This is a genomic window from Dorea sp. BIOML-A1, assembly GCF_009875615.1.
Taxonomy (GTDB): Bacteria; Bacillota; Clostridia; order Lachnospirales; family Lachnospiraceae; genus Dorea_A; species Dorea_A amylophila.
This window is the reverse complement of record NZ_WWSA01000032.1, coordinates 1-15,013: the sequence shown is the minus strand read 5'-3', so window position 1 is coordinate 15,013 and position 15,013 is coordinate 1. Positions and strand designations below refer to the sequence as shown.

Annotated in this window: 14 protein-coding genes and 1 pseudogene; 3 read left to right on the top strand and 12 right to left on the bottom strand. The window is 41.7% G+C overall.

The genetic code is table 11. From position 1 onward, the window contains the following. Window positions 1-4: 4 nt before the first annotated feature. The 10 genes and pseudogenes from GT508_RS15145 to GT508_RS11725 all read right to left on the bottom strand — a co-directional run. A pseudogene (locus GT508_RS15145) lies at window positions 5-235 on the bottom strand (hypothetical protein); the annotation flags it as partial. A gap of 272 nt (window positions 236-507) precedes the next feature. Continuing rightward, window positions 508-867 (bottom strand): hypothetical protein, encoded by a 360-nt coding sequence (locus GT508_RS11765; protein ID WP_055281706.1) that lies wholly within the window; start codon window positions 865-867, stop codon window positions 508-510. A gap of 68 nt (window positions 868-935) precedes the next feature. Continuing rightward, window positions 936-2,348, bottom strand: coding sequence for a 23S rRNA (uracil(1939)-C(5))-methyltransferase RlmD (rlmD, locus tag GT508_RS11760; RefSeq protein ID WP_161144303.1), 1,413 nt, complete (start codon window positions 2,346-2,348; stop codon window positions 936-938). Between the two features lie 86 nt (window positions 2,349-2,434). Continuing rightward, complete coding sequence (locus GT508_RS11755; protein WP_028087224.1) at window positions 2,435-3,364, bottom strand: NYN domain-containing protein; 930 nt, start codon at window positions 3,362-3,364, stop codon at window positions 2,435-2,437. Between the two features lie 147 nt (window positions 3,365-3,511). Then, on the bottom strand, window positions 3,512-3,757 hold the full coding sequence (locus tag GT508_RS11750) for a hypothetical protein (RefSeq protein WP_028087223.1): 246 nt from the start codon (window positions 3,755-3,757) through the stop codon (window positions 3,512-3,514). A gap of 123 nt (window positions 3,758-3,880) precedes the next feature. Further along, a complete protein-coding gene (gene pcrA / locus GT508_RS11745) occupies window positions 3,881-6,127 on the bottom strand; it encodes a DNA helicase PcrA (protein ID WP_161144302.1) in 2,247 nt (748 codons plus the stop codon). Window positions 6,128-6,155: 28 nt separating this feature from the next. Beyond that, on the bottom strand, window positions 6,156-6,593 hold the full coding sequence (locus tag GT508_RS11740) for a DUF3783 domain-containing protein (RefSeq protein WP_226853927.1): 438 nt from the start codon (window positions 6,591-6,593) through the stop codon (window positions 6,156-6,158). Window positions 6,594-6,749: 156 nt separating this feature from the next. Next, window positions 6,750-8,651: an ABC transporter ATP-binding protein gene (locus tag GT508_RS11735; protein ID WP_161144315.1), complete on the bottom strand. Its 1,902-nt coding sequence runs from the start codon at window positions 8,649-8,651 to the stop codon at window positions 6,750-6,752. Window position 8,652: 1 nt separating this feature from the next. Continuing rightward, on the bottom strand, window positions 8,653-10,401 hold the full coding sequence (locus GT508_RS11730; RefSeq protein ID WP_161144301.1) for an ABC transporter ATP-binding protein: 1,749 nt from the start codon (window positions 10,399-10,401) through the stop codon (window positions 8,653-8,655). 66 nt (window positions 10,402-10,467) lie between these two features. Beyond that, window positions 10,468-10,920 (bottom strand): MarR family winged helix-turn-helix transcriptional regulator, encoded by a 453-nt coding sequence (locus GT508_RS11725; RefSeq protein WP_044924868.1) that lies wholly within the window; start codon window positions 10,918-10,920, stop codon window positions 10,468-10,470. Window positions 10,921-11,129: 209 nt separating this feature from the next. Here GT508_RS11725 and GT508_RS11720 point away from each other — a divergent pair, with 209 nt between their 5' ends. Beyond that, window positions 11,130-11,771 carry a DUF1836 domain-containing protein gene (locus GT508_RS11720; protein ID WP_161144300.1) on the top strand — a complete coding sequence of 214 codons (642 nt, stop codon included), beginning with the start codon at window positions 11,130-11,132 and terminating at the stop codon, window positions 11,769-11,771. 69 nt (window positions 11,772-11,840) lie between these two features. Here the strand turns inward: GT508_RS11720 and GT508_RS11715 are convergent, their stop codons facing one another. Continuing rightward, window positions 11,841-12,155 (bottom strand): YerC/YecD family TrpR-related protein, encoded by a 315-nt coding sequence (locus GT508_RS11715; protein ID WP_028087216.1) that lies wholly within the window; start codon window positions 12,153-12,155, stop codon window positions 11,841-11,843. Between the two features lie 63 nt (window positions 12,156-12,218). Continuing rightward, window positions 12,219-12,944, bottom strand: a complete 726-nt coding sequence (locus GT508_RS11710; RefSeq protein ID WP_161144299.1) for a phosphatase — start codon at window positions 12,942-12,944, stop codon at window positions 12,219-12,221. A 252-nt stretch (window positions 12,945-13,196) separates the two neighbouring features. On the opposite strand from GT508_RS11710, the gene GT508_RS11705 reads away from it, so the two are divergent. Next, window positions 13,197-13,451, top strand: coding sequence for a hypothetical protein (locus GT508_RS11705; protein ID WP_055281722.1), 255 nt, complete (start codon window positions 13,197-13,199; stop codon window positions 13,449-13,451). 115 nt (window positions 13,452-13,566) lie between these two features. Next, the gene (locus tag GT508_RS11700) at window positions 13,567-14,559 is read left to right on the top strand and encodes an asparaginase (RefSeq protein ID WP_028087214.1); all 993 of its coding nucleotides are present in this window, start codon (window positions 13,567-13,569) and stop codon (window positions 14,557-14,559) included. The last annotated feature ends 454 nt before the right edge of the window (window positions 14,560-15,013 follow it).

Sequence of the window (15,013 nt, the reverse complement as noted above, 5' to 3'; positions counted from 1 at the left end):
CTAATTCTTTCAACACATAATCTTTGATTTCCTGATAGGCTGCTTTCAACTCGGCACTGGTGGCATCCAGCTCGTCCAGGTCTAAGTCGATCTCTATCGTGTCATCCGGTTTTTGCGCGAGCAACGAGGCAAGCCGAGATGCTTGCATCTCGATTTGCCGACTGCTGCGTTCATCGAGACAAGTACTCTTGTCTCGATGTTGGGACAAAAGAACAACCGTCTCGACGTGCGGTGTCGTTTTTCACTGCTTTAACAGTACGCGAACCCGCATAGTTACTGAGTTTTTACCCCCTTTGACAGGTTGCTAATATCTGCAATCATAAGGTTAAGACATGGCGTACAGACCGTTTGACTTTGCAAACGTGTGGCGGGTACGCCGATATTTTGTAACACTTTTATAATACAAAATTATTCTAAATACTGCTACCAAATTTGGTAATATATCAGTACGCCGATTTGTTTTGGACATTTTTGCGAATGGCATTAACACCCTTTCAATGTTCACTTTTATTGAAACCGATATTTTCCTTTTCCATGTCCTGTTACAGGTACGATTACCTCACTATCAACCAACAGTTTTATTAACTTGGAAGCTCCTGATGGCTTTAATCCAGTAATTTCTTCAACTATCGTTCTTCCGAAACAATTTTCTTTTCCACATTTTGAAAATATTTCTACTGTATGATTTATTGTTTTTTCTGAAATCGTATCTGAGAAAGAAAGTAATTTATTTCGAATGTCCACTTTTGTGCTTTCAATGTCCACTTCTCCACTCTCAATGTCCACTTTTACTCTTTCAATGTCCACTTCTGCAAACCTTCCACTAATGTGCATCGTACGATTATGAAGTTCATTCTTCTCATCCAACAATAAATTTCTTAATTTATAGGCTTATTTTCATAATATGTTCTAGCAGATATACCCCTCAACCCCGCTTAAACTAGGCATTTCTTAGAGAGGAGACAGACCGTCTCCACATGATAAGTTCCCGGGAACAAATCCACCCCGCTGATCTTCTCCACTTTATATCCACGTCCCTGTATCATCTCCAGATCCCGTGCCAGACTGGTCGGTTTGCATGCGATATACACCAGACGCTCCACTCCGAAATTCAGGATCTTCATAAGTGCCTTCGGATTCACACCGTCTCTCGGCGGATCGAGCATGATCAGATCCGGAACTTCCCCCAGTTCATCAATGACTTTCAATACATCCCCGGCCCAGAATGTACAATTGTCCAGATTATTTAACTTCGCATTTTCTTTTGCTGCTTCTACCGCTTCTTCTACAATCTCCACACCAACCACTTTCTTCGCAACCGGTGCGAGGATCTGTGCGATCGTTCCCGTTCCGCTGTACAGATCAAAGACAACTTTTTCATTCGTATCTCCGATGTATTCTCTGGCTGTCTCATACAAGACTTCCGCTCCCAGCGAATTAGTCTGGAAGAATGAGAATGGTGTGATCTTGAATTTTAATCCAAGTAATTCCTCGTAGAAATAATCCTGTCCGAACAGGACTTCTGTTCCTTCGTCTTTTACGACATCTGCAAGGCTGTCGTTCTTTGTATGCAGGATTCCGACCAATGTTCCATCAAAGTTCACTGCTGTCATCTTTTCCAGCCATGCAGCCTTGAATGTCTGGATTTTTTTCATTGCCTCTGCCGGATCAACTCCGAGTTCTGCCGTATCGGATGCTGTGACCAGATCCACCAGGATCTCTCCTGTCTTTACTGCTTTTCTTACCAGTAGGTGGCGGAAATATCCGACATGACGCATGCGGTGATAATATGGAAGTCCCGATTCTCCCGCACATTCCAGTGTACATGCAAGAATCTTTCTGTAATCTTCATCTACGATCTGACAATCTGTCACATTTACAATATCATGAAAACTTCCGCGTTTATGCATCCCAAGTGCCAGTGGTCCGTCTTTGTATTCATCTCCGAATGAAAATTCCATCTTGTTGCGGTACTCGGTCCTGACAGGACTTGGTTTAATGCCTTCCCAGATATACTCCCCGTCTACCGCTTCATCCATCATTTTTTTCACCTGCTCATTCTTCATGGCAAGCTGCTCTTCATACGGAAGATTCTGATAAGTACAGCCTCCGCACTGTCCGAAATGTGGACAGGCTGACGGAATCTCGCTGGCTGACGGTTCCAGTACTTCCAGAAGACGCCCTTCTGCCTTTCCTTTTCTGATCTTATTGACAGAAAACCTTACCTTCTGTCCCGGCACGCCATTCTTTACGACTACCCATCTGTCTTCTTCCGGCAGATAAATGCGCCCTTTATTTGGAAATTCTACGGATTCTATAATTCCTTCGTATACCTGTCCTTTTTTCATATCTATCCTTTCTGTCATAGCTTTTATCTATTGCAATTTATTTCATTATCTTTACTATTTCTGGTTCTGTCTCTTGTTCCGCTTTTCTATCCTTTATATACTGCTTTCAGGATTGTCCCTTCCTGTTCCACTTTCACATGTTTCAAACTTTTCACATACTGATTGAACTGGGAATATCCATAATCGCGGATCTTAAAGTCTTTGTATTTTTCATACATTTTATTTCCCAGTGTACTGAGTTCTACTCCGGATCTTCCCGACTTTTTCACAATCTGTACGACGTAGCTGTCGATATTTTCCTTCAGATCCTGATCCTCTCTTAAAGTAACCGACACAATATTTCCATGTTTTACCATCTGGATTCTTGTGAATTCCTCCAGAAACTTGGACAGCATATTATACCCGTAGCTCCGCACATCAAAGTCCGGGTAAAGACTGACCAGACGGCTTCCTACTTCACCGAGTCCGGTTGGCTTATTGATATCCTGATTCTCAATGATCATCTTAATGATCGCATCTTCAATCTTCTCTTTACTTCGTCTGTCATGTGTTGTCTCGCTCTTCGATGTTCCCGGATTCTGCTCACTCATCAGATTTTCCAGAATCGTAAACTTATCACACGCTTTCCTGAATGGCTCCGGAGTCTTATTTTCTCCCATGCCAATAACCATCTTTCCGCTCTCTCTAAGACGGCTGACGAGTCTTGTAAAGTCGCTGTCACTGGATACAATGCAAAATCCATCCACATCATTCGTATACAGGATATCCATCGCATCAATGATCATAGCTGAATCGGTAGAATTCTTTCCTTGTGTATAACTAAACTGCTGGATCGGCGTGATCGAGTTTGTCAGAAGTTCATCTTTCCAGCTTGAATGCTGTGTGCTCGTCCAGTCTCCGTATATTCTTTTATATGTAATGATCCCATATTTTGACAATTCTGTCAGGATCGGCTTAATGTATTTTGCTGATACATTATCTGCATCAATCAGTAGTGCATAACACTGTTCCTGCATACCTTCTCTCTCTTCTTTCTATAAATATTACTGAATTTTCCATGCGGACGCACTTGAGATTGCAAAAGAAAAGCAGGCCAGTCGCCTTTCTTTTACCAGATCGGTTTCTAACCTGCCTCTTTCTTCACTTATTCATCCGCCCGGTTCTTATACCTGATCGTCATCATCGAAAAAGTCATCGTCGAAATCATCGTCATCAAAATCATCCTCGAAGTCTTCCAGGTAATCCGGGGTAAAGAAGCAATATACTGCATAAGCGATTCCTGCAACTGCAGCTACAGCTCCGACTACTGCCAGAATCCAGAGTACGGTCTTGCCGTGTTTGTCCTCTTCTTTTTTATTCATCAGTTCGCTAAGCTTGGATGCTGCAATAATATCTTCTACTTTACTCATGCTCCCACGTCCTTTCCTCTGCTCTTTCGGCAAATCATTCTTTACTTATTATAACACTTTACGTAGTGTATGACTACTTATTTTTCAGATTTTTCTCCTGTAACCCGGATAGATTCCGGATTGTTATACTTTCTGAAGTCTTGCAAATGTGGCAAACATCTTCTTCGTTCCGGGTCCGTCGAAGTGAACTGTTACTTCATAATCACGTCCGCCTTCAATGATTGCAGTTACCGTTCCTTCTCCGAATTTGATATGTCTGACACGGTCTCCCACTCCGTAAGGAAGCTTCCCGTCTTTTGGTGTCCCGAACTGCTGTACCGGCTTTGATGCGGTAAATGCCTTCGTCTTAAATGTTTCTTTCGCCTGCATGAAAGAGGTCTTCACCCTTACCTGCTCACTTTCTTCTTTCTTCTCTTTTTTTGCTGATGATCCTGTCTCCAGAAGTTCCAATGGGATTTCTTTTAAGAAACGGGACATCTTCTTATACTGTGTCTCCCCATGTACCATACGTTTTCTTGCACAGGTCAGTGTCAGATCTTTCTCTGCTCTTGTGATTCCTACATAACATAATCGTCTTTCTTCTTCCAGTTCTGCCGGATCGTCTGCTGTGATCGTCATATAGCTCGGAAACAGTCCGTCTTCCATTCCTGCCAGATATACATGTGGGAATTCCAGACCTTTTGCACTATGTAATGTCATCAATACGACATAATCCGTACTTTCATCCAGACTGTCGATATCTGCTACCAAAGCTACATCCTCAAGAAATCCTCCAAGTGTCGGTGCTTCATTCTGTAGCGCACAGCTTTCTTCATAAGCAGCGATCTTATTGCGGAGTTCGTCTATATTTTCAATTCTTGATGTTGCCTCTTCACTCTCACATTCGTGGATCAGCGCATCGATATAACCAGTTTCTTTGATAACTTCCTCCAACAGTTCCAATACACTCATGTCTTCTGTATCATTCTTAAAATGCTCGATCATTGCAACGAACGATTCCAGTTTTGCCTGTCCTCTTCCGATGTTCGGGATCAGGTCTACGGCACGAAGTGCATCATAGAAGCTGCATTCTCTGGTTGATGCATATTCCTGCACACGGTTGATGCTGGTCAGTCCAATTCCACGTTTTGGAACATTTACAATACGTCTGACAGCCAGATCATCTCTTCCGTTATCAATCGTCTTCAGATACGCAAGAAGATCCTTGATCTCGCGTCTCGCATAGAAGTTCACACCGCCGATGACTTTATATGGGATGCTGTCACGGACAAAACGCTCCTCGAACATACGGGACTGCGCATTGGTGCGGTAAAGGACTGCATTATCTTTGTAGCTGCAGAGTTCTTTATTGACATGACGTCTGATGTCACCGACTACATATTCTGCCTCTTCATAAGCAGAATCAAACTGACGTAACTGAATCATATCTCCATCTTCATTCTCTGTCCAGAGTGTCTTATCCTTTCTTCCCTGATTGTTCCGGATCACGGCATTGGCTGCATTCAGGATATTGCCGGTAGAACGGTAATTCTGCTCCAGCTTGATCACTCTGGTATCTTCAAACACATGTTCAAAATCTAGAATGTTCTTAATGTTCGCGCCGCGGAACTTATATATGGACTGGTCATCGTCTCCAACCACACACAGATTACGGTACTTGGATGCCAGCAGACGGATCAGTTCGAACTGTACTGTATTTGTATCCTGATACTCATCTACCATGATATAACGAAAACGCTCCTGATAATATTCCAGTACATCTTTCTGTGTCTGGAAAAGCTGCACGGTCTTAAACAACAGATCATCAAAATCTAATGCATTATTTGATCGGAGCTGTTTTTCATATTCTTCATATACTTCTGCAATTTTTTTCCGGCTGTAATCTCCTTCCGCACGCATACGGTATTCCTGTGGCGTCACCAGTTCATCCTTTGCTTTGGAAATCTCTGACAACAGTGCTCTTTCCCGGAACATCTTCGTATCTATCTGCAGAAGCTTACAGACCTCACGCATCAGTGTCTTTTGATCGTCACTGTCGTAGATTGTAAAGTTGGTATCATATCCGAGCAGATCGATATGGCGTCTTAAGATACGCACGCACATGGAATGGAAGGTGCTTACCCATATACTCTCTGATCCGTATCCAACCAATTTGTCGACACGTTCCCTCATCTCTCCGGCTGCTTTATTCGTAAATGTAATTGCAAGGATATTCCATGGATTCACCTGCTGCTCTTCAATTAAGTAAGCAATTCTGTGTGTCAGAACACGGGTCTTTCCGGATCCTGCTCCTGCAAGAATCAGAAGTGGTCCTTCTGTATGGAACACTGCTTCTCTTTGTTGTTCATTTAATGTATCGTATATACTCAATCTTATGGTTTCCTTTCTTTCCGGTTTTTTATTCTTCTTTTTTCTTTCCGGCCTGTTCTGCTTTCGTCATGGATTCATGCTCTCTTTTTATTTCGCTATAAAGAGCCGTTGATGTCCAGTTCTGATTCTTTGCAGTAACGATTGCCTTCAGCGGAACCTGTACTTTTTCTTTTTTCATTTGGAATAATAGCTTATCCAATATCCGATTGTCTGCCAGTAGCATGACAAGCATCTCTTCTTCAAAGTCTGTGATTTCTTCATTCTTTTCATTGTCTGTCCCGGAAATTTCCTCTCTTGATGCCTCTTCCGCCACTTCTTCTTTCAGTCCGGTCAGTACTCCGATTGTCTTTGAATACTCTTCTTTTTCCACATATTTCACACGAAAACCAAGAAAACTTCCCAGCATGCCGATCTTTCTTCCCTTTTTCGTGCCTTTCAGATTATAACATAGCATGATTGATTTCATATGCATTCTACCCCTTTTCGAATGTCTGTTTCCATTATAGTTGCTTTGTCCGGGTTCTGCAAGAAACAATTTGGGACGGAGGATTTTAAAAAATCCTCCGTCCCAAATAAAAAAATGTCCTGTCCCTTTTTCATTTTCATTCATCATCCGATTCATTTACGCGCTGATCGCATTTCCCGTATACAGCTGATAATATCTGCCTTTCTCTTCGATCAGTTCATCATGTGTACCACGCTCAATGATTCTTCCCTGTTCCAGTACCATAATGCAGTCAGAATTGCGGACTGTCGATAATCTGTGGGCAATAACAAATGTTGTCCTTCCACGCATCAGCTTATCCATTCCATCCTGTACGATCCGTTCCGTTCTGGTATCGATGGAACTGGTTGCTTCATCAAGGATCAATACCGGAGGATCAACAATAGCGGCTCTTGCAATTGCCAGAAGCTGGCGCTGTCCCTGGCTTAAATTTGCTCCGTCTCCGGTCAGCATCGTATCATAGCCTTTCGGAAGTCTTCGGATAAAGCTGTCGGCATTTGCAAGCTTTGCTGCTGCCACGATCTCTTCATCGGTCGCATCCAGTTTGCCAAAGCGGATATTGTCGCGCACCGTTCCGGTGAATAAATGTGTATCCTGCAGAACAATCCCAAGTGAATGTCTGAGATCCGCTTTCTTAATCTTGTTAATGTTGATTCCATCATAACGGATCTTGCCGTCCTGGATATCATAAAAACGATTGATCAGATTGGTGATCGTCGTCTTACCTGCTCCGGTCGATCCGACGAATGCAATCTTCTGTCCCGGTTTGGCATATAATTTGATATCATGCAATACAATCTTCTCATCATTATAACCGAAATCCACACCATTGAATACGACTTCACCTTTCACCTCCACATAATCCACACTGCCATCATTCTGATGTGTATGTTTCCATGCCCAGCGTTCGGTTCTTTCTTCACACTCTGTAAGCTTTCCGTCTTCTTCTTTCGCATTGACCAGTGTTACATAACCTTCATCCAGTTCTTCTTTTTCATCCATCAGCTTAAAAATACGGTCGGCCCCGGCCATTGCCATAACAATTGCATTCATCTGCATACTGATCTGGTTGATCGGCATACTGAAGCTCTTATTAAATGTCAGGAAGCTTGCCAAACCTCCGAGGGTAAAACCTCCGACCTTTCCAAGTGCCAGCACACCCCCGATGATCGCACAGATCACATAACTGATATTTCCGATTTGTGCATTGATCGGTCCTAAAAAATTGGCAAATGTATTGGCTTTGTCTGCACTGACATATAGTTCATCATTCAACTTTTTGAAGTTCTGCATGTTCTCCTCTTCATGGCAGAATACCTTTACCACCTTTTGTCCGTTCATCATCTCTTCGATATAACCGTTCACAGTTCCCAGGTCTTTCTGCTGTTTTGCAAAATATGCCCCGCTCTGTCCGGCAGATTTCTTTGAACAGAATACCATGATTCCGACCATGATCATCGTTACGACCGTAAGTGGGATACTTAAGATCAACATACTGACAAATACACTGATGATCGTAATCCCACTGTTCAGAAGCTGCGGCATACTCTGGCTGATCATCTGTCTTAATGTATCAATATCATTCGTATATACCGACATGATATCTCCATGTGCATGCGTATCAAAATACTTGACCGGTAGTTTCTCCATATGAGAGAACAGATCATTTCTTAAGTTGCGTAGTGTCCCCTGCGTCACATTGACCATCAGACGGTTATAACCAAATGTTGCCAGTACACCCAGTGCATAAAATGCTGCTACTCTGGCGATCGCATGTGCAAGCGGTGTAAAATTGGGATTATCTGATAATAAAAATGGTGTGATATATTCGTCGATCAGGTTCTTCATGAACATCGTTCCCTGCACATTGCAAAGAACACTGACAACAATCAATACTACTACACTGATGCAGTGAAACTTATAATCTTTTAATACATATTTCATAAGGCGGAGGAATAATTCACCCGGATTTTTTACCTGTGCTTTCATTCCTCTCGGCTGTCTTCCCGGCCCCGGCATCTTATTCACCCTCCTTCTCGTCAAAATCTCCGCCACCACTGGTCTGTGATTCATAGACTTCACGATAGATATCATTCTGTTCCAATAATTCTTCATGTGTACCGAATCCATTGACCTTACCGTCTTCCATAACGATGATACGGTCAGCATCCTGTACGCTTGAGATTCTCTGTGCGATGATCAGTTTCGTTGTATCCGGAATTTCTTCACGAAACGCTCTTCGGATCTTCGCATCTGTTGCAGTATCTACCGCACTGGTACTGTCATCCAGAATCAGTACTTTTGGCTTCTTAAGTAGTGCTCTTGCAATACATAGTCTCTGCTTCTGACCTCCGGATACGTTACTTCCGCCCTGCTCGATGTAGGTCTCATATCCTTTCGGGAAACGGTCGATGAACTCATCCGCACATGCAAGTTCACACGCGTGTCTGCATTCTTCCAAAGTTGCTTCCTTGTCTCCCCAGCGGAGATTATCAAGGATTGTTCCGGAGAACAGCACATTATTCTGCAAGACTACTGATACCTGATCACGAAGCACTTCCATATCATAATCTTTGACATTTCTGCCACCGACCAGTACTTCGCCTTTCGTCACATCGTACAGACGACTGATCAAGTTAACCAGACTCGTCTTGGCACTTCCTGTTCCTCCGATGATTCCGATCGTCTCACCGGAGCGGATCTTCAGATTAATATCTTCCAGTACCGGTTCGTCACTGTCCTTTTTATACGCAAAGTCCACATGACGGAATTCAATACTTCCATCTTCTACTTTCATGGTCGGATGTTCCGGATTCTTAAGATCACTCGTCTCATTTAACACTTCGGAGATACGTCTCGCACTTGCCATACTCATAGCGACCATGACAAATACCATCGACAACATCATCAGACTCATCAGAATATTCATGCAATATGTAAGAAGACTCATCAGTTCTCCTGTCGTCAGGGAATCACTTGCGATCATCTTTGCTCCGAACCAGCTCACTAACAGGATACAGGTGTATACCGCCGTCTGCATCATCGGTGCATTGAATACCAGATTTGTCTCTGCTTTTACAAAAATGTTATAGATATTCTCACTTGCTCTTCGTAACTTAGATGTCTCCTGTTCCTCTCTTACATATGCCTTCACGACACGGATCGCAGATACATTCTCCTGCACGGATTCATTCAGATCATCGTACTTTGGAAATGCCTGCTGGAAATACTTTGTCGCATGGCTCATGATCAGGAACAATAAAATTCCAAGAATAATTACCGCTACAAGATAGATACATGCCAGTCTCGCATTGATTGTAAATGCCATGACCATCGCACAGATCATACTGGCCGGTGCTCTGGTGAACATACGCAGGATCATCTGATATGCATTCTGTATATTGGTTACATCCGTTGTCATTCGGGTTACAAGTCCTGCTGTGCTGAATTTATCAATATTTGAAAATGAAAATGTCTGAATATTGTTAAACATAGCCTCTCGTAAGTTCCTTGCAAATCCCGCCGATGCTTTTGCACCGAATCTTCCGCCCATCATTCCGGCGAATAATCCGATGACCGCCGCAACAACCATGATTCCGCCGACTTTGTAGATGTGGTGGATATCCCCGGTATTGACCCCTTTATCAATAATTGATGCCATCAGATATGGGATGATCATCTCCATCAATACCTCAAGGATCATAAAGAGCGGAGTTGCAATGGATGCTGCTTTAAATTCTTTAATCTGTTTTGCTAATGTCTTAATCATTCCATTTACGCCCTTTCTGTTTCGTTTCTTGTTTTATAGTTACATTTATAACTCCGATTTTCCGGATTACCTGACTTCATATTTCTTCACATTCTGATTAATCTGGTCTAATACCTTATAAAAAATATGAAGTTCTTCTTCTGATATGCCTTCGGAAAGCTCTTCTTCGATATGCTCCACAATATCCTCAAAAGATTCCTGACTTGCAATTCCTTTTTCTGTCAGGATTACTTTTTTTAACCTGGCATCCTGTTTTACCGATTCTCTTCTTACGAATCCCTTCTTTTCCATCAATTGAAGCAGATTCGTAACTGTAGATCTACCTACTGCAAATCTTTGTTCAATATCCTTCTGAAAAATATCCTGCTCCCGGTTCTCATACAGATACCGTATGATCCAGCCATGCATCATCGTCACTTCATCCACTCCGGACTTTCTCACATGTGCAGACAGATTCCTTGACAATTTCAGATCCGCACAGTGTATCTCCGGTCCGATCTTTCTTCCTTTTCTTTCCACATTACCATCCTTTCCGTTCAATTGTTCGCATTCAAATTGTTTGTTATCAAATTGTTTGTTGGCGAACTTATTTTATCATATCCAATTAAAATGTCAATAACTTCTCCGATATTCAGCCGTATTTTCCAGACATTTTCTGCAACGTGTATAAAAAACGCTTGCCATCTAGTTTTCAAAACTATATAATAATTACATTGAGGTGATAAAAAATGACAATAGACACAAAAGATATGCTGAACAGCATTTTATCAAGCATCTCACGGATTGATTACGTGAGACCCGATGATATTCCGAATATAGATTTATACATGGATCAGGTTACTACCTTTATGGAAAAAGAACTGGCATCCAGTAAACGTCATGAAGATGATAAGATCCTTACCAAAACCATGATCAACAACTATGCCAAGAACAATCTTCTCCCTCCACCTGTGAAGAAGAAGTACTCCAAAGAGCATCTGCTGATAATGATCTTTATCTATTATTTTAAAAATTTTCTTTCTATTAAAGATATTGAAACTATGTTAGAACCGATTACGGATAAGTATTTTGACACAGATCAGGATTTTGATATCACTTCTATCTATAAAGAAGTATGCGAACTGGAAAAGTCCAGAATTCCGGAATTTGAAAAAGAAATTATCCGCTCTTATAATTCTTCTAAAAAATGTTTTGATGAAGCACCGGAAGATGACAGGGATTCTCTGCAGTTGTTTGCATTTATCTGTAACCTGAGTTTTGACATCTATGTTAAAAAGCAGATTGTAGAAAAGCTTTTGGATAATTTCCCCGATCTGCTTCACTCTGAAAATACCGGTGTCAAAAAGGATTCGGTCAAAAAAAAGAAATAAGACCGCACGTCTTATTTCTTTTTTGCTTCTGCATTCTTGCCAAATGCATCTGCACTGTTTTTTCGCACTTTATTCTGCTTTTTCGTCTTTGACTTCCCCAAGTCCAATTCTCTCGAATACCATGTCATATCCGTCATTACCGTAATTCAGCGAACGGTTCACACGACTGATCGTTGCTGTTGAAGCGCCTGTCTTTTCTGCAATCTCAAGATAAGTCTTGTGTTCTCTTAACATCTTTGCAACTTCAAAACGCTGTGATAATGAAAGCAATTCATTAATCGTACAGATATCTTCAAAAAATGTATAACACTCCTCTTTATCTTTGAGGCTTAAAATTCCCTGAAACAGATAATCAACCGCCTCTGTTCTGATTTTCTTACTCATAGCATTATCTCCTTCGTAGCAGATTCATTACTTTTACATTTTAACACACTAAAATTGCGAAGTCTATAGTTTTTTCCCATGTTTTATACATGCTTTTAATTTTTCCAGTGAAACATTGGCAACCAATTCTTCCGGAAAATCTGTTTCTCTCAATATTTCTTCCGCATATGGATACTCTGCAATATCTGTATCCACATGTGAATCACTGCCAAGCACGATCATCACTCCCTGTGCTTTACATTCCTTTACCATCTCCAGACAGTTCTCTTTTGTATTTTCTCGAAATCCTTCCGGACGCAGTGATGAATTATTTACTTCCAGTAATGTTCCGGTTTCTTTTGCTTTTTTTACCAGACGCTTCATATCTACAGGAAATCTCCCGTCGTCCGGATGTCCAATGATGTCCACATACGGATGTTCCATTACTTTCTCATATGCTGCGGTTACATTGTCTATTGTCCGTTCATCTTTAAAACACGGCATATGAATACTGGCGATTGCAATATCAAGTCTTTCAAGAACCGAATCCGGGAGATCGGTCTCCCCCCGCGCATTCATGATATTCAGTTCTGTTCCTAATAACAGCTCAATCCCGTATTTTTTTCTTGGAACAATTCTTAAATTTTGAAAATAGAACAAATGACAAGTTCCGGGCATCTCTGGTGCATGTTCCGTAATTGCAAGTCCCTTCAGCCCTTTATCCGCTGCTGCTTGCGCCATCTCATTCAGCGTATTATATGCATGTCCACTTGCGAGCGTATGCGTATGTGTGTCAATTTCTACTCTCATTTCCTGCTTCTCCTTCCTGTTGTATTTCATCAGATCTTCTTTATCTGTTATTTTTATTTGTTATTTTAAATTGTAACTTTTCTTCTTTTCAGCTTTAACGCTCTAATATTTCACAACATGAAGTATTATACCGTATAATTTTCTTTTTTTCTACCCATTCTATACCGGAAAGCAGGTTTTCCTCTTTTTTTACTAAATAACCACCATTTATTCACCCCTCTAATATATCTGAATTATAAAGGAGTTTTTATTATGAAGAAACATGAAAAAAAGACTGTAAATGTAAACCCATTATCCAACCAGGAACTCATTGATTCTTACGATTATCTCGCAACTGCTGCCTCTTCTCATGACTGTACCGGTCTGATTCCTTCTGCACCTCTTAATCCTGCGGAACTGGATTCGTATGAGGAACTTTATCCATTCCTTCCTCCGGTCTCATCCGCAGATGATGCTCCGGAGCAGGCTCCGCCTTCCGGTAAAAATCCATCTGATATTAAGGGTTAATGTCCATCTGAAAATACTCTGCAAAATACCTGTTTTTTCTTGACATGCCTTCCAATCACAGCTAATCTTATAGAAGTATAAAAAATATATTATATATATTGAGAGGTAACTGATCATGAAAAACATACTAATGATAGCAACCGGTGGTACGATTGCATCCAAAGAGGGGGATCTTGGATTGACACCGGCTGTGACAGGGGAAGAACTTGCAGCCAGCGTACCGGGAATCAAAGACATCTGTCATCTGGAAATACTTCAACTTATGAACATCGACAGCACCAATATGCGTCCACGTCAATGGCTGATGATCCGTGATGCAATCATGGAAAATTATAACAACTACGATGGGTTTGTCGTTCTTCATGGAACAGACACCATGGCATATACTGCTGCCGCCCTGTCTTATCTGATCCAGGACAGTGTAAAGCCAATCGTACTGACCGGTTCCCAGAAACCAATGGCCAATCCTTATACCGATGCAAAGATCAATCTGTTCCAGAGTATTTTGTATGCTGCCGACGATCTTTCCTGCAATGTCTGCATTGTATTTAACGGAAAAGTTGTTGCCGGAACCCGCGGACGTAAGCAGCGCACCAGAAGTTTTGATGCATTTGACAGTATGAACTTCCCTGAACTTGCCATTATCCGTGACAGCCGCATCATCCGTTACTATACGGAAGAACGTCCCGCTCCTCAGGATTTGAAATCTTACGCAAGTCTTAATGACCGTGTCTTTGTGCTGAAACTGACTCCGGAAGTCAAAGCTGAGATTTTCGATCTGTTGAGTGGTCACTATGATGCTATCATCCTGGAAACCTTTGGTATCGGCGGTATCCCGGAATATGATGATTCCTTTGAAAAAGCGATCTTCTCCTGGGTAGATTCCGGCAAGACAATCGCTGTCACCACACAGGTACCGGAAGAAGGCTGTGATCTTGGCGTATATCAGGTTGGAAAAAAATTCAGTAATCATAAAGGAATCCTACAGTCCGATGATATGACAACAGAATCCATTGTTGCAAAACTGATGTGGATTCTTGGTCAGACGGATAAACAGGATGAGATTGCACGGTTATTTTATCGCGAGATCAATCACGACAGAGTCTGAGTTGATTTGGGATTTAATTTATTAACTGGGGAAGCGGCCTCTCAGTCCTTGAAGGAAACAATAGATAAGGCTTCTTGTTCAGGTTCCATACCATAAGAAACAGTTAGAGAGTCTGAATCACCTAAAAGCAAAGGAACTACGCTCAAACTCGGCATTCGCCTCAAACACGTTCGCTTCGTTCCTTTAACGGTGCTTCTGACTCTCTAATTGTTTCTAACGGCATTCCACATTCACAATAATCCTTATCTATTGTTTCCTTCAAGTCGTGACTGGCAGCGAATGTTAATAAATAAAATGCCCGGAAGTGTAACCCGGTGGAGGCCACAACCGTTACGCAATTGCCATTTAGTACCATAAAAGTGTAGTTGTTAGAGAGTAATTAACTCTAACATCTACACTTATTTTATTATAATAAGGGAAGTAGTTGGTATGACATATTGCCATTAGGATTTTC

Excerpts from the sequence above, each read along its gene's own strand:
- rlmD (WP_161144303.1), bottom strand. The coding sequence starts at position 2,348 with ATGAAAAAAGGACAGGTATACGAAGGAATTATAGAATCCGTAGAATTT.
- GT508_RS11715 (WP_028087216.1), bottom strand. The coding sequence starts at position 12,155 with ATGAGTAAGAAAATCAGAACAGAGGCGGTTGATTATCTGTTTCAGGGA.
- GT508_RS11730 (WP_161144301.1), bottom strand. The coding sequence starts at position 10,401 with ATGATTAAGACATTAGCAAAACAGATTAAAGAATTTAAAGCAGCATCC.
- GT508_RS11720 (WP_161144300.1), top strand. The coding sequence starts at position 11,130 with ATGACAATAGACACAAAAGATATGCTGAACAGCATTTTATCAAGCATC.
- GT508_RS11750 (WP_028087223.1), bottom strand. The coding sequence starts at position 3,757 with ATGAGTAAAGTAGAAGATATTATTGCAGCATCCAAGCTTAGCGAACTG.
- GT508_RS11740 (WP_226853927.1), bottom strand. The coding sequence starts at position 6,593 with ATGAAATCAATCATGCTATGTTATAATCTGAAAGGCACGAAAAAGGGA.
- GT508_RS11735 (WP_161144315.1), bottom strand. The coding sequence starts at position 8,651 with ATGCCGGGGCCGGGAAGACAGCCGAGAGGAATGAAAGCACAGGTAAAA.
- GT508_RS11705 (WP_055281722.1), top strand. The coding sequence starts at position 13,197 with ATGAAGAAACATGAAAAAAAGACTGTAAATGTAAACCCATTATCCAAC.
- GT508_RS11700 (WP_028087214.1), top strand. The coding sequence starts at position 13,567 with ATGAAAAACATACTAATGATAGCAACCGGTGGTACGATTGCATCCAAA.
- GT508_RS11710 (WP_161144299.1), bottom strand. The coding sequence starts at position 12,944 with ATGAGAGTAGAAATTGACACACATACGCATACGCTCGCAAGTGGACAT.
- GT508_RS11755 (WP_028087224.1), bottom strand. The coding sequence starts at position 3,364 with ATGCAGGAACAGTGTTATGCACTACTGATTGATGCAGATAATGTATCA.